Here is a 21,119-nt window from a genome sequence, read left to right on the forward strand (position 1 = left end):
CTTCGCTCCGACCACGTTGCACTCTCGCTCCGCAAAGCTACGCTCGGGACACATAACAAAGGATATGAGGTTCAGCTCTTGCAGAGCTTCAACCCAAATTGCTCCTTACAGTCGCAACTTCTCATATCCTTAAACGTTATACGAAACAATTTATCATTTTTTCAATATGGAAATCAAGGAACTACAAAACAAAGCATCCAAAGTATTTTTAGATAACTTAAAAAGAGATAAAATAAAAGTCTGTGATGACTATCTAGTCTTAAAATTGACCGAAGAGCTTGGTGAGTTTGTTCAATCCTACATTGTGCACAAAAAACGATGCAGGCCAGAAAAATATTTATCATCACAAAAATCAAAGCGGGAGTTGTCAAAAGAATTATCGGATGTACTGGGGTTAATCCTTGTAATTGCAAAAAATCTCAATATTGATGTCGAAGAAGCTTTGGTTAAAAAATGGATTACAAAAGAATGGTTAAAAAAATAATTCATTGCAAAGAACAACACCATGCAAAAACAAACACTAGAAGAACTATTCAATACGTTGAAAGAAATTCTAAAAAAAGAATCTTCCGGAATGAACCCAACAAAAGATATTGATAATAGTAAAGCGAAAATAAAAAAAGCAGGATTTCATTTATACGGAAAAAAAGAAGTTAGCATCCTTGGGAGAAAACCAAGAAAAGTTTATTTTTGTGGAATAATCATGCAAAAAAACTTTGTGGGTTTTTATTTTATGCCTCTATATTCACATCCGAATAAATTCAAATTATCACAAGATCTTAAGAAAATAAAAAAGGGGAAATCTTGTCTTAATATTAAAGACTTATCACCGAACACCAAAAATGAAATAATAAAATTAATAAAGATTGGTAAATCTATTTATAAAAAAGAGGGCTGGGTATAAGGCGCTCTAGTATAATTTAGAAATAATTAATAACAATATGAAAACAACAAAAATATTTTCACTCTTACCGCTCATAATACTTTCATTGGTTTTGTTTACTGGTTGCTCACACCAAACTCCTGCAGACAACCAAGACGAAGTCGTAGAGATAATTAAACAAGAAGCAACTAATGTAAATTCTCCTATCACGCCAAAAATGACTTTAAGTAAAAATGCAAAATACAAGGTGGAATTTGTTGCAGAATGGAGCGCAGCAACACATCCCAACGACTATCCAGCTGGTGCTCATTTTTCACCGTTTGTGGCCTATTCACATAACAGTTCTACCGGAGCAAATATTTTCACAAAAGGAGAAACTCCAACCCCAGGAGTTGAAGAAATGTCTGAATCAGGAAAAACAGCCATACTAATAAAAGAAATTCAAAATATCATCGATTCAAATTTCGCCCTTAACCAAACAAAAGGAAAAAGAATCGACTCTCCTGGAATCGACTCCAATGAACTAAACTTTTCTCAAGACTTTAGTTATATAACATTTGTCAGTATGCTGGCCCCAAGCCCTGATTGGTTTGTAGCAGCTTCAACAAACCTGATTGAGAATGAAAAATGGAAAGACAAAATCGAATTGAAACTTATAACTTATGACTCCGGCGGAGACGACGGACAAGAACTAACATCTAAAGATAAAGACTCTGACCCAAAACAGAATATAACTATTTTTAATGACAATCTACAAAAGCTTGGTAAAATAATCCTAACAAAAATATGATCAAAAAAAACCTTAAATATATTCTCTACGTATTGTTAATAGTGGTAGTAGCCGTTTTTATCTATAATATGAACGGTAAAATCAGTAGAAAATCAGAACTACCAAAAGAATTAATTGCCAGTCAAATTAATGAATACGAAGGGAAAGACCTGTCTTCAATTGACGATTTCCGTGAAAACTCCATTAAAGGCCCACAATATATTGATAAAGAAAGCTATCAGTTAAAAATCAAAGGCCTAAATAACGAAAAAACTGACTACAACTATGACGAAATAGTAGATAACAATCAATCTTACAAAAAAGTTGTGACATTGAATTGTGTTGAAGGCTGGAGTGTTGATATCCTATGGGAAGGATTTTTAATGAAGGACTTTATTTCTAGAGAAAAAATCCCGGAAGAATTTAACACGGTAATTTTTAGAGCTTACGACGGGTACTCCACCTCTTTCCCAATCGAATACATCTATGACAATAACATTATGATTGCGTATAAAATGAACGGATTAGAGCTTCCGCCAGAAAGAGGGTTCCCATTCCAGCTAGTAGCTGAAACCAAGTTTGGATATAAATGGATAAAATGGATAACCGAGATTGAATTTTCAGATGATGAAAATTATCAAGGTTATTGGGAAAGCCGTGGTTACTCCAATGATGGCGATTTAAAAAAAGATTTTCTTAAATAAAAATTATGAATAAAATAATTATCAGAAAAGTAGTTAATTATGCTTTATTAGTAGTGCTACTGTTGATTATCATCAGCGGTTATGGCATTTCTAATCATAAAATTGTTGAATCGTTGACTTTTGGACTTTTGGACAAAGCAAGGTCCTTTAGGTTGCATAAATTCTTGGATCTCTTTCTTATAGCGCTTCTATTGCTTCATGTTTTTCCTTTTCTTCATCGAAAAAAACAGCCGAGCATAGATCAAAACAAAAATAAAAACTAACAACTTTCATTATGAAAATAATACCAATTATTGTTTCAATCCTTATCGCCCAAACTGCCGGAATAATCGGCTCAGTTTTTACGGCCTCAAGTGTACGAACATGGTTTGAAACGCTCTTAAAGCCAGATTGGAATCCACCAGGATGGGTTTTTGGTCCAGTATGGATCTCACTTTATACCCTAATGGGAATTTCCGCTTACCTTGTATGGCAACAAAGAGATATCTCTGGAGCCAAACTTGCTCTTTCCATTTACGGAGTTCACTTAATCTTCAATACACTATGGTCAATTCTGTTTTTTGGCCTTAAAAATCCAGGTCTTGCATTTGTTGAAATTATTGTCCTACTTACCTTGATTATAATAACAACTATATTATTTTGGAAAATTAATCCATGGGCAGGTGCACTTATGATTCCATATATTGCATGGGTATCATTTGCATCAGTGCTTAACTATACAATTTGGCAATTAAACTAAAACTATTATGAAAATACTCTACATCTTTATTATGGGCCTGATGATTCTATTCGGAGCAATACTTTTAAATTTATTTGCTTCTCGTGTTGGTCTTTTGAGCTGGTTTGACTTTTTAAAAAACCCAAGCAAAGCTAACATGCTCTCTTATATTTGGCTTTTTATTCTTTATCCTTTCGGCCTTGGAATCATTGCCTATTTTTCTTCAAAATTAGTACCTCTCTAATATGAGAATTTGGGATATCCATGTAAAACATTTGTGTAGAAAGCACTTACTTGGAGAACATCGAGAACTCCATGGACTTTGGAATATTTTCACGAAACATAAAGGGAAGGGCGGGTATTCACACCACCCTGAAACAAAACGCTGGGCCGGAAAACTAAAAGCTCTCTACGACCGGCACGAAGCGCTAGTTGTTGAAATGCAAAAAAGAAATTACAAACACAATTCACCGCTTGAAAAAAAACTGGCAACAGGAAAAGAAACACAGAAAGTTTATATAAATACGGCAAAAGAACAAAAAATAATTTTAACTAAAAAACCTTGTACATGTTTTATTGAAAACCATACAAAATAATCCCTTTTTATCATGACACTATTTTTCAAAAGACTGTTCTCAATACTCGGCCTAAACACCTTAATTTCTTTAATCCTGGTCATTGGCTCAACCTTAATCAGCATGCACTACAACTGGAAAGTTGACTTTCCGCTGACTATTATTGGTATTGCAATTGTATTTCCAATTGTATTTTCAATCGGAGGAGCATACAAAAGACGGGAAGCGGCGTTGGTCCAGTATGCAACGATGAAAAGTATGGGGCGGGTTATTTATTTAGCATCTCGAGATTGGTTACGAGATAAAGGGAAAGACGCGACAAAAAACACTGACGACTTCCGAACCCAAATTTCTAAAACATTTTCTTTGTGCATCAAACTGTTTCAATCTACACATAATAAACCTTTTTCAAAAGAAGAAAAAGAGATTTATGAAAAGTTTTCCGGCATATCCAAATCTATCGAAGATCTTCGAGATCGGGGTCTTTCTGGAAGCGAAGTTTCCAGAGTTAATGCATACATGAGTAAATTCATAACTGCCTTTGAAACCGTAAAACACATTTATCAATACCGCACACCAATCACATTAAGAATCTACAGCAAATTTTTTATTTATATTATTTTAATCGTCCTTGGCCCGTATTTTGCAATCATCGCCGAAGGCCAACCCCTCTGGCTGGCTTTCATCAATCCAATAATTTTCGCCATGGTTTTCTCCGGCCTTGATAATATCCAAAGCCATCTAGAAAATCCGTTCGATCAAGTTGGCGAAGATGATATACGCATTAACCCTGAAAAATTTGCAAAAACATTGGCTAAGTAATTGACCTCTTTTGAAATTATCATATGAACAATCAATTAATTTTTTTACGACACGCAAAGACCCAGAAAGACCCCAGCAAAGTGACTACATGGTTATTGACCGAAGAAGGTGAAAAAGCAGCACAAAACCTGGCAGAATCCGGGGTTTTTGATGATATTGATATTATAATCACGTCAACTGAACAAAAAGCAATCTTAACTGCGACACCATTTGCAAAAAAATTACAAAAAGAAATAATAAAGATTCCTGAATTAAACGAGATACACAGAGGGAAAGGAGAATTTTTATCCCAGGAAGAATTTTCCAAGATAAAAGAACAAATGTTTCTGGACCTGGACTTCACAAAGGATAGCTGGGAAACATCAAATAATGCCTTAAAAAGATTTCAAATGGCAATATCTGATATTGATAATAAATATGACAATAAAAAAATACTGATCGTCTCCCATGGAACAGTTTTATCCTTGTATTTTGCTGATTTATTAAATGAATTAAATAAAGTGATGCAAAGATGGTTAAGACTTGGCTTTTGTGACTGGGGCGTAATTGAAAACAACAAAGTAATGAAAGATATAGTTTGAAATCTTATGAAAAAAATAATCCTAGCCTCAACTTCCCCACGCCGGAAAGAAATAATGGCCAAAACAAGACTAAAGTTCAAAGTTGTAGCCAGCGACTACGAAGAGGACATGAGCTTAAAAATGCCACCGCTAAAACTGGCTAAATTTTTGTCTAAAGGAAAAGCAGATTCAGTTGCAAAAAAATACCGTAATCATTTAATAATCGGGGCGGATACTTTTGTTGTTCTTAATAATAAACTGCTCGGAAAACCAAGCGATATCGCTGATGCAAAAAAAATGCTGAAACAAATCAGCGGAAAAGTTCTCTTGATCGTCACTGGTTATACGATAATTGATACCGGATCAGGCAAATCAATCTCAAAAGCAACTGAAACAAAAGTCCACATCAAAAAATTAAAACCTAGTGAAATAATTAATTACGTAAAGTCTGGCGAACCACTCGATAAAGCAGGTGCATTTGGCGTTCAAGAATTAGGTGCTGTAATTATCAAAAAAATAGAGGGAGACTTTTATAATGTAATGGGATTACCAATATTTGATCTATCACAAGAGTTGAAAAAGTTCGGAGTAAATATAATCTAACTTATTAATTATCAAATGAAAAATTATAAATACATCCTTGAAATAGCAATATTCGTATGTGGAGCTGTTGTTATGATTTTCGAACTTGTTGGTTCAAGAGTACTTGGACCATATTTTGGAACTTCAATTTTTGTTTGGACCAGTTTAATTGGAATTATCTTAGGAAGTCTCAGCTTGGGTTATTATTTTGGAGGAAAATTAGCTGATAAAAAACCCAGCTTTAATAATCTATCTTTGATTATCTTTTTATCCGCAATTTTCATTGGACTAACTACTTTTATTAAAGATTTCTTGCTCCTCATTCTACAAGCCAATATTTCAGATGTACGATTATCAACAGTTCTAGCAACTGTAGCTTTATTTTTACCGGCTAGTATTTTATTAGGAATGGTTTCTCCCTATGCTGCAAAGCTCAAATTAAGCAGCTTAAGCACTTCAGGCTCAACTATAGGTAATCTTTATGCACTTTCAACTGCCGGAAGTATATTTGGTACGTTCTTATCTGGGTTTTACTTAATTCCACACTTTGGCACTAACAAACTATTAATTATTTTATCAATAACTTTAATCATAGTTTCTTTAGCGCTTTCAGCTAGAAGGCTCTTGAGCATTAAATTATCAATTTGTGTTGTTTTGATTATTGGGTGGACTACACTTAATGGGATTAGTACTCTATTTGAAAAAAACAGTTTTATAGACCTGGATACAGCATATAACCGCATCTGGATTTACGATCGCCTGGATACAGAAACTAATAAGACAGTAAAGACGATTGGCATTAATAATGAGAATCACTCCTCAATGTTCTTGGACAGTGACGAACTGGTTAATGAGTACACTAAATATTATCATTTAGCAAAACACTTTAATCCAAACTTCGAAAAAACTTTGATGCTTGGCGGGGCAGGATACTCATATCCCAAAGACTTTTTACTTAATTATCCTGAAGCCACCATTGATGTCGTAGAAATCGACCCAAAAGTTACCGAACTCGCAAAAGAATATTTCCGACTAAAAGAAAACCCCAGATTAACTATTTACCATGAAGACGGTCGAGTTTATTTAAATAAAACGCAGAAAAAGTATGATGTAATATTCGGAGACGCTTTTGCCTCTCGCTATTCTGTACCGTATCAATTAACAACAATAGAGGCCGTTCAGAAAAAATTTAAGGTTTTAAATGATGAAGGAATTGTTATTCTAAATATTATATCCTCGATAGAGGGTGAGAGTGGCCGCTTCCTAAGAGCTGAATATGCTACATACAAAGATATCTTTCCTCAGGTTTACTTGTTTCCAGTAAGAGCTCCAAATGATGGTTCCAAAAGACAAAATGTTATGTTAGTGGCTTTAAAATCAGAGGTTGAACAACCTGAACTATTTAGTAATGCCGACCCGACGCTAAATGAATACTTGCAACATCTATGGAAAAAAGAAATTGTGAACGACACGCCAATTTTGACTGATGATCATGCCCCTGTAGATTATTATATAAGTAAAGCGATTTAGAAATATTCTTAAATACCGTTAATGGTCTATGTCTTACTCAAATAAATACTTAAACAAATCAGTAAAAGTTAAAATAGACCGACCACTAGGATCTAAACATCCTAAGCACAACTTTGTCTATCCTTTAAACTATGGCTTTATTCCTGACACAATCGCCCCTGACGGAGAAGAAATTGATGCCTATGTCCTTGGAATAAATGAGCCGATACATGAATTCAAAGGAACCTGTATAGCAGTAATCCACAGAACAAACGATGACGACGATAAACTCATTGTTGCTCCAGATGGTAAAACTTTTACTGATGATGAGATTATTAAATTGACCGAATTCCAAGAACGCTATTTTGAATCAAAGATTATCCGAAAATAGATAAATAAATCAACATTCAGAAGTGACCTTATGATAAAAAAATTAGAAAAAGCAGTCCAATTACTTACAAAACACTTTCCTCCCGACGATGAGAACAGTAGGAAACCTGTTTTACCTCACGATATTCGCGTTGCTGCATATTTATCTGAGAATGATTATTCTGACGAAGTGGTTTTAGCCGGACTTTTACATGATGCGATTGAATGGTCAGATTTAACTGAACAAATTCTAAGAGATGCGTTTGGTGACAAAGTCGTTAAATTAGTCCTTGCCTGTACAAAAGATGATTCAATTAAAGATTCTGACGAAAAAATTGAAGAATTAATCAAACGCTGTGCTCGGAATGGGCAAGATGCCTTAATTGTAAAAACTGCGGACATTTTAGATAGTTATGAACATTACACAAAAACTAATAATAAGGACGAACTTGAATATTGCCGCAAAAACGCGGGAGCGATTTTGGAGTATAAACCTGAGAACTTTGATGATCCAATATTTAATAAATTAAAGAAATTATATGAATAACACGAAATTAAAATTATATTTTTGCAACCTGAAATATTAATTTTGCCTGCAGGTTTGGTTAATAAATCAATCAGATTAAGTTCCATCCTTCGCAGTAACAGGGCCTAACTTACAGCAAATAACGACTCTATTGACAACAATGTTTAACTATGCTATTATACTGACGAGACTCACGTTTTTCTCATACTTATATAGTTAGAAAATTGCACACTTTGACTTATACATAAGTCTGATATAAACTTCACGTCTACTAATTTTAAATTTTGAGTTCAATTTCAATTTATGTCAAAAAAGTTATTTATTGGAAGTCTTGCTTGGGAAGCTACCGAACAAGATCTTCAAGACCTATTCGCCCAATACGGTGCTGTTGAAGAAGCTATTATCATTAAAGATAAGTTCACAGAACGTTCAAAGGGATTCGGCTTTGTTACCTACACTAATGATGAGGATGCAGACAAAGCTCTTAAGGAATTAAACGGAGCTGAGTTAAAAGGCCGAGCGCTAGTTGTAAACGAAGCTAGACCTCCAAAGCCAAGAGACGAAGATCGCGGTTAATTACTACTGAGTATATAAAAAAACAGAATTTGTGCAGTTCTGTTTTTTTGTTATATAAATTTTTGATTTTAACTATTCTTCAATAAATAACTCTTGCTGAGCAATCTCTGGTTGCTGAAGCTTGCTTAAAAATCGACAAAGACCGGCTACCGATAGACCGATTATTAGAATTCCCAACCACTGAACAATAGAAATATCCCCCTGAACAAAAATCTTGTTCAAAACAGTTGTAATCGGGGAGGCAATGACCAAAACAGAAGTAACAACTGAAGCAGGTAAACGCGCTAAAGCGTGGTACCAGGTCCACACATAACCCAATAATAATACTGCAGTAACTATTATCCAACTCATTTGACTTGTCTGTAAATTTACCAAACCCTGCGCTTGTCCTGTAAACACCAGAAATGCTAACAAGATAAGTGCACCAAATAACATTCGTGCCCAAGCAACAATCTCTGGTTCAATGTTTTTCAAAAGTTTCTTAGCAACAATGAACTCAACTGACCAAAGCAAAGTGGCACCCAGTATTAGGATATCAGCCAATCCAAATGACCAGGCCTTGATACCAATTAACAAGTAATTACCGAGTAGTAAGAAAAGCAACGCAGCGATCTGTATTTTTCCTATTTTTTCTTTAAGGAAAGTTATGGCTAACAAGCTTACCCAAATAAATAAAGTTTTGTGAATAAATGCTGCATTAGTAGAAGTTGCTAATGACAACCCTTTAAAAAATAACAAGAAGGGGATACTGCCACCAACAAAACCAATAACTACGAGCTTAACCCATTCATTCTTTTTGATAGATTTAAGCTTGTTAACAATAAACGGTGAAAAGATAAAAAGTGACAACACCAATGCTACAAATAAATTCTTTCCCGTAGTAAACACATGAGAATTCCCTACGGACTGAACAGCAAATTTATTTACAAACACCGAAACGCCACTAATAACAGCAGTAAATAAAACAAAAATTAATCCTTTTTTCATATTAACATTTTATTAATTTCTTTAGCTTCAGCAGCGTCAATTTTTTGTACTGCTATATTAGCGTTTACTAATACCCAATCACCAATTTTAAGATCAGACAAAGCAGCCACGCTAACTTGTTTTTCACCCTGTTTAGCGGTTTTAACAATCGCCACTTGATCATTAAGTCGGATTATTTTGTGCGGTATGGTTAAACACATATACACATAATACACTAAATATGCTAAAATGAAAACAATATACACTAAATGTTACCTATGCCTAAAATCATAACAATATTAATTTTCTTGCTACTAATAACTGGTTGTCAAAACAACACTACACCTGTTAAATCTTTTAAAGGCACTACCTTTTCCGAACAGGGAATTCGTTTTGATTGCCCGATTGGATGGGAACTATCTGAAACTAAAAAAATCCTGGAAACTGAATTCATGGTTATTTGCGAAAAAACGGGAGAAGGAGAAAGCGGTTTAGCGATTTTCAAATGGACAAAAAGTAAAATGACTGCCCTGGATTTGCTAAATTCACTTAAAGATTCCTACGCTGAAACCTATAAGCAAAAACATAATGTAGAAATTGACTATGGCTGGACTAGTAAAAAGAAATTAAAAGTCTCCTTTGATTTTAACGCTCAAAGCATTAAACATCAGGGTAAAATCATAACCAAGCAATGCCCAGAACATGTTATAGGTATAATCCTCCAGGAAACAAAAACTGATAACGACAAATATGAAAAAGCTTTCAATAATATAGAAAATTCTTTTGCTTGTAAATAAACTCACAGCCCCATAACAAAAATTATCTATCATTTAATGAAGGCGAAGACGCGCATCTTCGCCTTTATTTTTTTACAAAAAAAAAGACGCTCACTGTTGAGCGTCGTTTTGGTTGAATTTATAAACCAAGACTTAACATATATCTTTTGGTAGGGAAGCTACAAACAGTAACCTCCCAACGACAATTCATTTTTGCCTCTGGCAAACATAGCAAGCCTGAATTATTTGGGCTGTTAGAGTGATGGTCAGAAAAAATAATTTGCTCTTTTTTTTCCCCTTCACACACATATTCTGCCCAGGAAAAGATTCCAATCAACTCCTGATTATATGCCACATGAGTCCTCTGCCAGGTATCGTCTGACTTGAATCCAGACTCTATAACTGGGTGAGGAATGCTCCCTGGCCCCTTTGCTTGTTCATAAACGGGTATATACAGATTAGTTGCTGTCCAAAATTCATCCTGAAAACATTGTCGTTGCTTTGAAAAAATTGGCACTTTCACCATAAAAGTATGGATGTCATTTTTGCATGTTGTTGATCGTTTTGGAATAGTACTCTCTGTCAACACCATCCCCGTCCAATATTTTTCACTTCTGAACGAAACCTCAGGCAATTCTCGCAATCGCTTCTCATTTGAAACGTTGCTAAACTCTGAGGAAAATTCCTCGGCAGTATTAAAATCCGTAAAGGATTTATGCTTTTCACACCCACAGACAACAACCAAGAGTAAACAAACTAACGTGAAGTATCTCATTATTTCCCCCCGTAAAATGAACAACTTAGATAACAATCTATAATAGCACCTTACCTACAGCTTGTCAACTATAAACCCTGGCAGTCCTTGCACAATCCATAAAAATATATTCGGTGGAAAATTACCGACTGACCATGTCTTTTGCTAATCTGTTTGTTTAATTCAAACATTTCATCCATTGAAACATTTTCAACTTTATCACATTTAATACAGACAAAATGATAGTGATTTTCAACAATTCCGTCATACCGAACATGATCTTTAAAATAATATAACGGTGTAACGTAACCCATTTGTTCCAAAACCATTAAATTACGATAAACTGTCCCGAAACTAATTCTTGGTAATTTTTTTCTTACCGCCTCAAACACATGTTCAGCTGTCGGGTGGGTGAGTGAGTGCTTTTCTACGTAATCGCAAATCACTTGACGTTGATTTGTCATTCTTGAACCAGTTTTAGCCATATTAATTTATATTTATTTTAATTTATCTTATTGGGAACGATTCCTAACTACATTGTATTACTAATAGGGCACTCTGTCAAAAGTTATCCACACCCCGAAGTACATGCTACGCATGACTTCAGGGCAAGGGCAAAGAAGCTTAAATATATAAAAAAAGAGGAGAGAGTACTCCCCCGCCTTGGTGCTACAAACATCCGACTTCCCTACACTTCTCCTGAACTAAGAATTAGTCCTAATAAAATTTTCGATCGATCGATCGTAGGTCTTCTCTCCCTCTGAACCGAACATACAACCAGTTAATTCCCCTCTGCCTCGATGATATCGAACACATTCACAACACTTACCTTTTCTCGGACAACCAGAATATGAGCAACCACAGTCTTTCAAATTGTTTTGTTGTTTACACTCAGTCACAAGTTAATTGGTTAATTAGTTAATTAAGTTAATCCCAAATAATTTACTTAATTCGCTTTAAATTCGCTTATTTCACTCATATTAATTGCTTGGCTTATTAAATCATTAACCTCAAGGTTTTGTTCAACTTTAAGGACTTCTTCTAACTTGGCTCGAGTTTGTGGGTGTTTAGCTATCATCAAACTGCAACAATCCTCATATGGCTCAATAGAAATTGCATATGTCCCAATTTGCTCGGCGATATTTATAATTTCATTTTTGTTCATGCCAATCAATGGAGCAAACTTTAACATTGAAGTTGCTTGATAAATAACTTGTAAATTTTCCATAGTTTGTGAAGCTACTTGAGCTAAACTGTCCCCTGCAACCAAAGCTTGTACTTTGTTTTCAACTGCTATCTGTTCAGCAATACGATACATTAACCGACGATAAACAATCATACGCACATCTGCTGGAATATGAGCAATGACAGATTTTTGTAAATCAGAAAAAGGAACAATAATTAACTTGCATGAACCTTGGACTTTACTCAATTGCGTAACCAACTTTTTAATTTTATTCTGAACACCAACTTTATTAATTGTTTGATTATGAAAATGTACAAAAATAACTTCTGCACCTCTTTTCATCATTTGAAATCCAGCGACTGGACTGTCCAATCCACCAGAAAGTAAACATATCACTTTTCCAGCTGTACCAACGGGTAATCCACCGAGGCCTTTTTCTTTTTTACCCAAAACAAAAGTTTTTCTTTTGGCCACTTCAACCTTAACTGTTAATTCTGGTTTATGTACATCAACCTTAAGTTCAAAATCAGCGTTCTGTAAAACATATGCCCCAACCTGACTACTAACCTGCAATGAATTCAATTCAAATGGCTTATAAGATCTAGTTGTTTCAATTTTGAAAGTTTTTGGTTTATAAAAATCAACCACCGCCAAAGCTTGTTTTTCGATCTGATCCATTTCACTTAAACACTGCAAACCAGGATTGATTGTTGAAACGCCAGGAGTGAATTTCAATAAGTTTATCATTTTTTTAATATCAGCGTTTGATGGCAACTCAATTTGCAACTTCCCCTCTGCCCTGCTTGCCTTAACTCCCAAACCCAGTTTTTGCTCAATATTTTTAATTACTTGCTTAACAAAAAAAGGCTGGTTTTTGCCTTTCAAACCAATTTCATCAAAATGCACAATTATTTTCTTGAAAATATTTTCCATACTCACTCACTTTCTTATGAACATTGCCATTATAATTGCATTAGTACAATTAAGCAAACTTTTCTTTAGTTTTAGTGTAAATTTAGGACACCGCTTGACAATTATTAATATCTATGATATAATATTGTTAATAAACATGGAAAGTTACATATAATTTTGCTATAATACAATAGAAATTAATTCAATATATATAAGTTAATTTATTAATCTATTTAATAATTTATGAGTTTAGAAAATCCTATGTCTAATAATGAGACCCCCCTAAAAGATCTTCAAGATGAAGTTCAACGTGAACTGGAACTCCAAGATGATCTTCCGGAAGGAAAATCAGGTAAGCTTCGTGCTGTTGCGGATAGTGAAGCTTCTTTTCCTGGTGACCTAGAAAAAGCCGCAGATTATCAACACATAGCGGACAAATATGCCGTTCGCTTAAAAGAGGTTAAAGCTTTAAGAAAAAAAGATTACAGAAATCAAGATCTTTTGGCCCAAGAAGCTAACCTGGTAACAATAATTGATGTTGCAAAAAAGCTTCAACAACTTTATTCCCAGGAAACAATGACCGCTTCTGAAAAAAGACGCCTTGCTACAATGGAAAGCACGGTTAATCTTACAGAAAGAACATGGAACAAAAAATGGGAAAAACCTCGTGGTGAAAGAGTCATCGCTGAACAAGTAAAACAAATTGTTGATGACGTAAAAGAAGATGAAGCCGCTAAAGCAGAACCTACTGTAGAAGCAGCTCCAACACCAATGGCCAAAGGTGAAGCATTTACTGCTCAACACGCAGAAACTGCTCAACGTATGGACATGCTAGATATGGCAATTGCTACCAAGCAAAGTGGCTTAGGTGGTCTATTCAACCGAGCTTTTAGCAAAGAGTTGCGCGACATGAAAAAAGAACGATTAGAATTGCAAAAGAAAATAGAAGAAGAAGTTAGTGGTACAACTAGCCCTTCTGCTAGTCGTGGTCACGCTGCTGCTCAAGCAGCTGTGAGCCGAATTAATGCAGGTCTAGCTAAAGCAGGAAGCCGCGCTGGTGATGTAAGTTTTTCAGCTGGTGAAGGTTTAGCCCCAGCGGGAACAAAAGCTTATGAAAAAGCTGATCAAAAAGTTTTAGATGATGAATATCAAGAAACAGCTATGGGAACTGTAAGTCCTAACAGCCGAGGCAGAGCTAAAGCTCGTGAAGCTGTTGCTAATATTGATCGTAGTGTTGCTTCAGCTGGAAGAGCTGGCTTTACTGGGGGCTCACCTGATATCGGTGTCGCTTCAAAAGGAGCTACTGTTGAAATGCCAGCAGCACCAAAAGAAGTTGCACTTGAAGACCAAACTCTAGATGCGGATGATGCGGATTTAAAAGAATTCAAAAAGCAACAGCGTGGTTTAGGTGGTTTTTTCCGAAAAATGTTTGGTTATACTTCAAAAGAAAAGTTCAACATTGCTGATTCACAAAATGAATATGAAGAAGACGCAATGGGAACGGTAGATCCTACCAAACGTAGACACATTACGCAGGGAGTAAAAGATGCTGCTAAAGATGCCAACAAAATGAAACTTAAAGGACCTTATAATCAGTAATCAGAACTTATATAAATCAAAAAATTCCCGTAAGGGAATTTTTTGATTGCTCAAAATAAAAATGCAAAGTTCGGGGACTAGGAATCGAACCTAGATTGCCAGAGCCAGAACCTGGCGTCCTACCATTAGACGATCCCCGAACTCTACATTTTTAACAATTATTTTAAGTTACTAATTCACATCTTCAAATATCTACAATAAAACACAGTATTAACCTTTAGACCTGCCTGCCGACAGGCAGGAGATCCCCAAGCTCTACAAAAAAGTAACCTCAATATAACAAACTTTTTATTTATTGTCCATCACTTCCCCACCAAAATCATTAGCCACATCCTGAATCTTGTCCTCAAACGAACTGGTGCCACCATTATTACTAGCAAAATCTTCCTGTGATAAATTTGATTCTATCCTGGTTTCAATCCGCAACTTACGACCGACGACAGCTTCAACTATTTCAACCAACACAATCTTTGTTTCTAAGTTTTCAATTCGTTTCCTTTGTAATTCAAACAAGAAACCCAAATGCAATACATCATCAATCAAATCAACCGGCTTACTCATTCTTAGTGACATATATAAAGAATAATTAGCATCTCTAACCTTTGCCAAAATAGCGTCCCAACTAGACTGAAATTCAGGCAAACCCTTGACTGAGTTTTTATTTTCTTCTCCCGCAGGCACTTGAACTGGCTCAGATTGTGCAATTTGCTCGACCGGTGTTTCTATCTGAGCTGTCGGCTCTACAATCTTTGGAGGTTGGATTGGAGCTTTGTCCGGTTCAGACAGCTCCGCAGAACCTGCAGCAAAGGGCGGTTGTTTTATTGCTTCTGGTTGAGCTACTGACTCAGCTGGCTTCACTGGTTCAACAACTTTAACTTTTTCAGCTGGTGGTAATTGGACGGACCTTGGTCCAGTTGAAGTATGAGTCAAATCGAAAATTATCATCTCCAAAGGCAGCTGCATAATATAACTTTGTTTAAATAACTCCTTACTTGATAAACACTTTTTGATAATTTGAACCATGTGGTCAGTCGATAATTTTTCAATCTTTTTCACAATATCTTGAACAACAACATCATCCACTTCACGAGATAATTCCTCGAGATCTCCATTTAATTTATATAACAATATTTTTCGAACAAATTCAATAAACCCTTCAATAAATAACGATACGTCTATTCCATCCTTTACTAAATTGTCAACAAACACTAAAGCCTCTGCGGTTTTTTTATTTATAATTAATTCAAACAACTCATTTAGTAAAATATAATTTGACTTGGGTAAAATCAATTCAGCCTGCTCCATTGTAATATTTTTTTCCCCCAAAGATAAAACCTGCTCTAACAAACTTTCTGAATCTCGAACACAACCTCCAGCCTGTTTAGCGATCAAGGACAAAACTGAGTCATCAACTTGGATTTCTTCTTGTTCTACAATCCACTTTAATCTAGTGACTAAATTATTTAAATTAATCTTTTTGAAATCAAAGCGCTGACAACGTGAGATAATTGTACTAGGAAGTTTGTGCGCCTCGGTAGTAGCCAAAATAAAGATTACATACTTAGGTGGCTCCTCCAGAATCTTCAGTAGAGCGTTAAATGCTGATATAGACAGCATGTGAACCTCATCAATGATAAATACCTTGTTTTTTGATTTTGTAGGCGTAAAACGAGCATTTTGAATAATATTCTCTCTAACATTATCCACACCAGTGTGTGAAGCAGCATCAATCTCAATAATATCCAAAGCTCTTGAATCTATTATATCCTGACAACTTTTACATTTATTACAGGGCTCTCCCTCTGGTTGCAAATCTAAACAATTAACGGCCTTGGAAAGCAATCTAGCTAAGGTAGTTTTTCCAGTACCCCGTGGACCACAAAATAAATAGGCATGAGCTACCCGATCAGAAGAAATCTCGTTTTGCAAGGTAGTTTTAATGTGATTTTGACCAGTTACTTCAGCAAAAATTTTTGGTCTGTATTTTCGATATAAAGCTGTAGACATGGGATTAAATTGTCATATTGTTAAATTGACAAATTGTTAAAACAATATAGCAATAAAACAGTATAGCATCGTAGTAATATAGTAGAATCTTAACAAATTTATTTCAAAAAATCAAATTTGCAAAATATATGATATTAATGTAAAATTTATTCGGAGTATCTGTTCATTAACCTGCTTAGGAGGTTCAAAATGCATAATCAAACCGCGAATTTAGGTGTTTTTGGTGGGACTGCACCGTTTCAACTACCACCCACAAAATCTGAAGAGCTTCACATATCAACCCCATTTGGAGATCCAAGCGGACCCATTATTGAGCTTGAGTTGTCACCTGGAACTTATGTCTACTTTATGAACCGACACGGATTAGGCCATGTTTTAAGTCCATCAAGTATTAACTATAGAGCTAATATTTGGGCGATGAAACATGTTGGTGTCACTCACCTACTTTCGCTTAGCGCCTGTGGTAGTCTTTCTGAAAATATGCCACCCAGCAAAACACTCTTTGTTCCAGATCAACTCTTCGATTGGACAAAAGGCATACGCAAACACACCTTTTTCGAAGGCAACAACGATGCCGTTGCCCACATCGGACTTGGTGATCCGATTTGTCTTGAGCTTGCAAGGGAAGTTCACACTCTTTGCAAAGAAATTGTCGAGATCAACCCCGATCAATTTCAACTCTTTTCAGAAACTTTCGTTGGAACAACCGTAGTAATAGAAGGCCCGCGATTTTCTACCCATGCAGAATCAGTTTTTTTCAAAAATGTAATGGGAGCTGATGCAGTTGCTATGACACCACTACCTGAAGCATCCCTAGCCCGAGAAGCTGGACTTTGCTACTCGGTCCTACACTTCCCTGCTGACTATGACTCCTGGCGAAAAGCGATGAAGGGAGTTAACGCGGATGAAGTTAAAGCAGGATTAGAACCATTCAAGCCAGTTCCCTCCATACTTATCCCTAAATTAGCAAGGGCAATTAAGACTGGTAGATGTGACTGCGCCAAATCAATGGAAGGCTTCACAATCCACAGCAACCTTGAAGCCGTTCCACTGAAAAAAATGGAAAAATACGCATTGTTTTTAAAATAAGCTCAAACACAAATCCCGACTCTCACAAGAGACGGGATTTTTAGTTTTATATTCAATTTCTATTCTTTTACAATGTTCTCTACTGCGGCCCAGCGACTACCACCTTCAGAGGGAATCAAAAATATAACCTCATCCCCTGCTTCACCTTTGTAATAAGTCACGCTAGCTGTTAACAATTTCCATTTTTTTCCATCAGCCTGAGCATAGAACTGCAAACTTTGATCGTCTTGAGTTAATTCTCCAACGATGCGCATTCTATCAATCGGTTTAATTTGTTTATAAACAAAAGATCCAAGGTTGTTAATTGTTAATTTAAGAATATCACCTTCAACCAATTTCGATTTTGAAGCATAATTTGCTGGCACATCATACTGTTGACCATCAGCGCCAATCATGTTTTGGCCATCAAAAACTCCTTCCAGAACTTTTTCATTACCATTTTTTTGCACACCATTTAGCTTTTGACTTCTTTCACTTACTGATTGACCCACAGTTTCACTTTCTAAACTGTCGAGGCTTCCATCGGTAACAGTTGACTTCAACCGATCCAACTCTTTTTGCATTTGTTTAATTGTTGCTAAAACTTGAGAATTATCATTTTTTGAATCTTCCACTGGTGCCCTTTTTGTTTTTACCACGGGTTTTGTGGCTGGTTTCTTTTTAAACAGTCCAAACATACTAATTTTTATTTTTATTTTTTGTTTTATAAATTATTTTAATCAAACGTTAAAGCATGTCTTTCTTTTACCTCCATATCAATAATTTCCGGATCCTTTCCATATTTAAGTTTAGATAATTTAGCCACGGCAGCAGCCATTTTAGGATTTTCACCCTGCACTCCAGGAATATCATCCAACGCATAAGTAGCCATGTTAAATCCTTCAGGATTAGCATTATCAATCAACAATTTAACATAACAATTAAAAGCTGGTAAATTCAAAAAGTCACTTTCACTAAATGCACCAGCAAATTCTTTAGACATAGCCTCGGCATCATCCACACCAATTCTAAACGAACATTTGGTTCCTACGTTACCGAAAATTGCATCCTTAAACTTTGTGTCACCGCCTTTTACCAACTGTCCAACATACTGATGTGCAACACCTAAACATAAACGATATTTTCTAGCTTCAGACAATATAATTTCCATGCTATCTGTTAAATAGTTTTGAAACTCATCAACATACAGGTAAAAATCTTTTCTGTCTTCTTCAGCCATACTACCTCTGGCCAAAGCTGCCATTAATAATTTTCCTATCACAATCATACCTAACAAATCAGAGTTCATCTGTCCGATTTTTCCTTTTGCCAACTTAACTAAAAGTATTTTTTTAGAATTCATTATATCAGCAAAATCAATTGTGCTTTCTTGTTGTGAGATGATTGGCCTGACAAAATCATTACTGATAAACGGAGACATTTTACTGGTGATATACGGAACCATATTAGCCAATGACGCCTCCCCCCCAGCTTTTTGTGCTTCTTTTTCCCAGAAATCCTTTACTAACTGATCTTTACATTTCGACAATTTATACTTACGAAAATCATCATCTGCCAAAACTCGAGAAATCTCCAATAATGTTGACCCCGAAGCAGGATCACTCATAATCAAAGCTGCAGCATTTTTAAAATATTGTTCAAACATCGGTCCACCTGTAGCTTTCAAATCATACAGCTTATCGAAAATCGCCATGATTTCATTAATCGCAAAAGTTTTTTGTTCCTGGGTATGAAATTCCAGCATATTCAAACCAATTGGTCTGGAAATATCTCCAGGATCAAGTACTACAACGTCCTCAGCTCTTTCTTTTGGAATACGCAATAATAGATCGTCAATTTGATCGCCATGTGGGTCAATATAACAACAGCCCTCACCATTGGCAATATCTTGCATACACATACCTGCAATTAACCAAGATTTACCTGTACCCGTCATACCAATAGTATATAAATGCCTTCGCCTGTCTCCTTTCTTCAATCGAATTTCAGTTTTTCGTCCTCTATATACATTATAACCCATTAAAACACCTTCCTTGGAAATGTTCTCCGGTGCTGACGCCTTACGCGCATCTAACCATTTAATATTTGGAGCTTCATTAACTTTAGGAATTGGAAAATGATATAAACTAGCCAAAACCTCAGAATTAATCACAAAACTTCTACCTTCATCAAAATTTCTATAAATAAAATCATTAATTAATTTCTTGGGAGACCTGTTTAGCTTTTCAAAATTATTACCATTTTTATACATGTTAAACTGGACGAAAGAATTGACTAGATTATTTAAATAACCATCCAGTCTGGCTTGATTTTTACTGCTAACAATAATTCTAATGTTAGCATCCACTCCTGAATGACTACAAGTTTCTTCAATGCCTTTTACCAGTTCCTCCTCTAATGGAGACAACCGATATTGCTCTGGCTGAGCTTGATTTGGAGCGTTAACTTGAGCTGCTTTGGCGACTCCCTTAAAAATCCCACTAAAACCGCCTTTGGCAGCCTGGAAGGCCTCATTGTATTTTTTTCCTTGTTGCATCTTGGAAGCTACTTTAATACCAAAATTGCGCCAGTCAGGTTTAGCCGACTTAAATACAATCTGAATTGCCGCTCCGTCTTTTTCATCAATTTTACTCAAAGCGTTTGTAATTGAATTCAAAGGATCAGAATCTAATTTCTTGTACGTCTTAACTGGTAAGAAGTCTGGCTGCTTAAAGCCCATCATTGTACCTTTAATTACCCCATTGGATGAAAACATGTTGTAATCTGGCATTTCCTCGACAAAAGCATCTGTAAATTGTGCATTAATTTGTTCTTCTAAATAAGTTTGTAAATGCTCAGGTACTGCAACAAAAAAATGAATTTGACCTTTCAATGAAACTAATTCAAGTGAAAAAACATCACGGTGACCGAATAACCAAGCCTTAATTCCCTTCTCGGACGGTATTCCTGCGATGGTTGAAAACAAAGACTCCATTACCCCAATCTTTTCTTGGATTTGCTGTAAATTCGGAGTCGCATCATCCTGTTTTTCGCCAGTATTTTTTGGTACTGTAACCAAGAGTACTTTTCGAGCAAAGGATTTAGAAACCTTATTTTTACCAAGAACAAAAAATCGAACTGTAAAAACAGCTACGATTAATAAAAAAGTTAGGATTAATAAAACTAACCCTAACTGGATAAATGGATTATCTAAATAATTCGCTACAATTGAAGCGTCAAATTCTACACTTGGCATAC

26 protein-coding genes and 1 tRNA gene are annotated in these 21,119 nt (G+C 35.6%); 17 read left to right on the forward strand and 10 right to left on the reverse strand.

Going from position 1 to position 21,119, the window contains the following annotated elements:
• Nucleotides 1-166: 166 nt before the first annotated feature.
• The 14 genes from HN643_05270 (at nt 167) to HN643_05335 (ending at nt 8,593) form a co-directional block, all read left to right on the forward strand.
• The gene (locus tag HN643_05270; protein ID MBT7501047.1) at nt 167-484 is read left to right on the forward strand and encodes a hypothetical protein; all 318 of its coding nucleotides are present in this window, start codon (nt 167-169) and stop codon (nt 482-484) included.
• A 21-nt stretch (nt 485-505) separates the two neighbouring features.
• On the forward strand, nt 506-904 hold the full coding sequence (locus HN643_05275) for a hypothetical protein (protein MBT7501048.1): 399 nt from the start codon (nt 506-508) through the stop codon (nt 902-904).
• A 37-nt stretch (nt 905-941) separates the two neighbouring features.
• Nucleotides 942-1,673 carry a hypothetical protein gene (locus tag HN643_05280; protein MBT7501049.1) on the forward strand — a complete coding sequence of 244 codons (732 nt, stop codon included), beginning with the start codon at nt 942-944 and terminating at the stop codon, nt 1,671-1,673.
• Nucleotides 1,670-2,356: a molybdopterin-dependent oxidoreductase gene (locus HN643_05285; GenBank protein MBT7501050.1), complete on the forward strand. Its 687-nt coding sequence runs from the start codon at nt 1,670-1,672 to the stop codon at nt 2,354-2,356. The genes HN643_05280 and HN643_05285 overlap by 4 nt, the downstream gene beginning before the upstream one ends.
• A 274-nt stretch (nt 2,357-2,630) precedes the next feature.
• On the forward strand, nt 2,631-3,095 hold the full coding sequence (locus tag HN643_05290) for a tryptophan-rich sensory protein (GenBank protein MBT7501051.1): 465 nt from the start codon (nt 2,631-2,633) through the stop codon (nt 3,093-3,095).
• A 7-nt stretch (nt 3,096-3,102) separates the two neighbouring features.
• Nucleotides 3,103-3,318, forward strand: a complete 216-nt coding sequence (locus tag HN643_05295; GenBank protein MBT7501052.1) for a hypothetical protein — start codon at nt 3,103-3,105, stop codon at nt 3,316-3,318.
• A 1-nt stretch (nt 3,319) separates the two neighbouring features.
• Nucleotides 3,320-3,670 (forward strand): pyrimidine dimer DNA glycosylase, encoded by a 351-nt coding sequence (locus HN643_05300; protein ID MBT7501053.1) that lies wholly within the window; start codon nt 3,320-3,322, stop codon nt 3,668-3,670.
• Nucleotides 3,671-3,682: 12 nt separating this feature from the next.
• Nucleotides 3,683-4,471, forward strand: a complete 789-nt coding sequence (locus HN643_05305) for a hypothetical protein (protein MBT7501054.1) — start codon at nt 3,683-3,685, stop codon at nt 4,469-4,471.
• A 23-nt stretch (nt 4,472-4,494) separates the two neighbouring features.
• Nucleotides 4,495-5,052 carry a histidine phosphatase family protein gene (locus tag HN643_05310; GenBank protein MBT7501055.1) on the forward strand — a complete coding sequence of 186 codons (558 nt, stop codon included), beginning with the start codon at nt 4,495-4,497 and terminating at the stop codon, nt 5,050-5,052.
• A gap of 6 nt (nt 5,053-5,058) precedes the next feature.
• The gene (maf, locus tag HN643_05315; GenBank protein MBT7501056.1) at nt 5,059-5,634 is read left to right on the forward strand and encodes a septum formation protein Maf; all 576 of its coding nucleotides are present in this window, start codon (nt 5,059-5,061) and stop codon (nt 5,632-5,634) included.
• Between the two features lie 33 nt (nt 5,635-5,667).
• Entirely contained in the window at nt 5,668-7,143 is a 1,476-nt protein-coding gene (locus HN643_05320) for a fused MFS/spermidine synthase (protein MBT7501057.1), read from the forward strand.
• Between the two features lie 28 nt (nt 7,144-7,171).
• On the forward strand, nt 7,172-7,513 hold the full coding sequence (locus tag HN643_05325) for an inorganic pyrophosphatase (protein ID MBT7501058.1): 342 nt from the start codon (nt 7,172-7,174) through the stop codon (nt 7,511-7,513).
• Nucleotides 7,514-7,543: 30 nt separating this feature from the next.
• On the forward strand, nt 7,544-8,038 hold the full coding sequence (locus HN643_05330) for an HD domain-containing protein (GenBank protein MBT7501059.1): 495 nt from the start codon (nt 7,544-7,546) through the stop codon (nt 8,036-8,038).
• Between the two features lie 282 nt (nt 8,039-8,320).
• Nucleotides 8,321-8,593: an RNA-binding protein gene (locus HN643_05335; GenBank protein MBT7501060.1), complete on the forward strand. Its 273-nt coding sequence runs from the start codon at nt 8,321-8,323 to the stop codon at nt 8,591-8,593.
• 72 nt (nt 8,594-8,665) lie between these two features.
• Here the strand turns inward: HN643_05335 and HN643_05340 are convergent, their stop codons facing one another.
• Nucleotides 8,666-9,580 carry a DMT family transporter gene (locus HN643_05340; GenBank protein MBT7501061.1) on the reverse strand — a complete coding sequence of 305 codons (915 nt, stop codon included), beginning with the start codon at nt 9,578-9,580 and terminating at the stop codon, nt 8,666-8,668.
• The gene (locus HN643_05345) at nt 9,577-9,780 is read right to left on the reverse strand and encodes a HypC/HybG/HupF family hydrogenase formation chaperone (protein ID MBT7501062.1); all 204 of its coding nucleotides are present in this window, start codon (nt 9,778-9,780) and stop codon (nt 9,577-9,579) included. Before HN643_05345 ends, HN643_05340 begins: the two co-directional genes overlap by 4 nt.
• Nucleotides 9,781-9,837: 57 nt before the next feature.
• On the opposite strand from HN643_05345, the gene HN643_05350 reads away from it, so the two are divergent.
• Nucleotides 9,838-10,356 carry a hypothetical protein gene (locus HN643_05350; protein MBT7501063.1) on the forward strand — a complete coding sequence of 173 codons (519 nt, stop codon included), beginning with the start codon at nt 9,838-9,840 and terminating at the stop codon, nt 10,354-10,356.
• Between the two features lie 118 nt (nt 10,357-10,474).
• Here the strand turns inward: HN643_05350 and HN643_05355 are convergent, their stop codons facing one another.
• The 4 genes from HN643_05355 to thiI form a co-directional block, all read right to left on the reverse strand.
• The gene (locus tag HN643_05355; protein MBT7501064.1) at nt 10,475-11,110 is read right to left on the reverse strand and encodes a hypothetical protein; all 636 of its coding nucleotides are present in this window, start codon (nt 11,108-11,110) and stop codon (nt 10,475-10,477) included.
• Between the two features lie 68 nt (nt 11,111-11,178).
• Complete coding sequence (locus HN643_05360) at nt 11,179-11,574, reverse strand: transcriptional repressor (GenBank protein ID MBT7501065.1); 396 nt, start codon at nt 11,572-11,574, stop codon at nt 11,179-11,181.
• Nucleotides 11,575-11,793: 219 nt separating this feature from the next.
• The gene (locus HN643_05365; protein MBT7501066.1) at nt 11,794-11,988 is read right to left on the reverse strand and encodes a hypothetical protein; all 195 of its coding nucleotides are present in this window, start codon (nt 11,986-11,988) and stop codon (nt 11,794-11,796) included.
• A 47-nt stretch (nt 11,989-12,035) separates the two neighbouring features.
• Complete coding sequence (gene thiI, locus HN643_05370) at nt 12,036-13,208, reverse strand: tRNA 4-thiouridine(8) synthase ThiI (protein ID MBT7501067.1); 1,173 nt, start codon at nt 13,206-13,208, stop codon at nt 12,036-12,038.
• Between the two features lie 222 nt (nt 13,209-13,430).
• Between thiI and HN643_05375 the strand changes: the two genes are divergently transcribed.
• A complete protein-coding gene (locus HN643_05375) occupies nt 13,431-14,786 on the forward strand; it encodes a hypothetical protein (GenBank protein MBT7501068.1) in 1,356 nt (451 codons plus the stop codon).
• Between the two features lie 69 nt (nt 14,787-14,855).
• On the opposite strand, the gene HN643_05380 is transcribed toward HN643_05375, so the two are convergent.
• Both HN643_05380 and dnaX read right to left on the reverse strand, forming a co-directional pair.
• Nucleotides 14,856-14,926: transfer RNA gene (locus tag HN643_05380), tRNA-Gln, on the reverse strand.
• Between the two features lie 148 nt (nt 14,927-15,074).
• Nucleotides 15,075-16,793: a DNA polymerase III subunit gamma/tau gene (gene dnaX, locus HN643_05385; GenBank protein ID MBT7501069.1), complete on the reverse strand. Its 1,719-nt coding sequence runs from the start codon at nt 16,791-16,793 to the stop codon at nt 15,075-15,077.
• A 189-nt stretch (nt 16,794-16,982) separates the two neighbouring features.
• Between dnaX and HN643_05390 the strand changes: the two genes are divergently transcribed.
• Nucleotides 16,983-17,882: an MTAP family purine nucleoside phosphorylase gene (locus HN643_05390; protein ID MBT7501070.1), complete on the forward strand. Its 900-nt coding sequence runs from the start codon at nt 16,983-16,985 to the stop codon at nt 17,880-17,882.
• Nucleotides 17,883-17,941: 59 nt separating this feature from the next.
• On the opposite strand, the gene HN643_05395 is transcribed toward HN643_05390, so the two are convergent.
• A complete protein-coding gene (locus HN643_05395) occupies nt 17,942-18,559 on the reverse strand; it encodes a hypothetical protein (protein MBT7501071.1) in 618 nt (205 codons plus the stop codon).
• A gap of 38 nt (nt 18,560-18,597) precedes the next feature.
• Nucleotides 18,598-21,117 (reverse strand): TraM recognition domain-containing protein, encoded by a 2,520-nt coding sequence (locus HN643_05400; GenBank protein MBT7501072.1) that lies wholly within the window; start codon nt 21,115-21,117, stop codon nt 18,598-18,600.
• Nucleotides 21,118-21,119 lie beyond the last annotated feature (2 nt).

The sequence above is a fragment of the Candidatus Falkowbacteria bacterium genome (assembly GCA_018674305.1).
Classification (GTDB): Bacteria; Patescibacteriota; Patescibacteriia; order UBA11705; family JABHMO01; genus JABMRF01.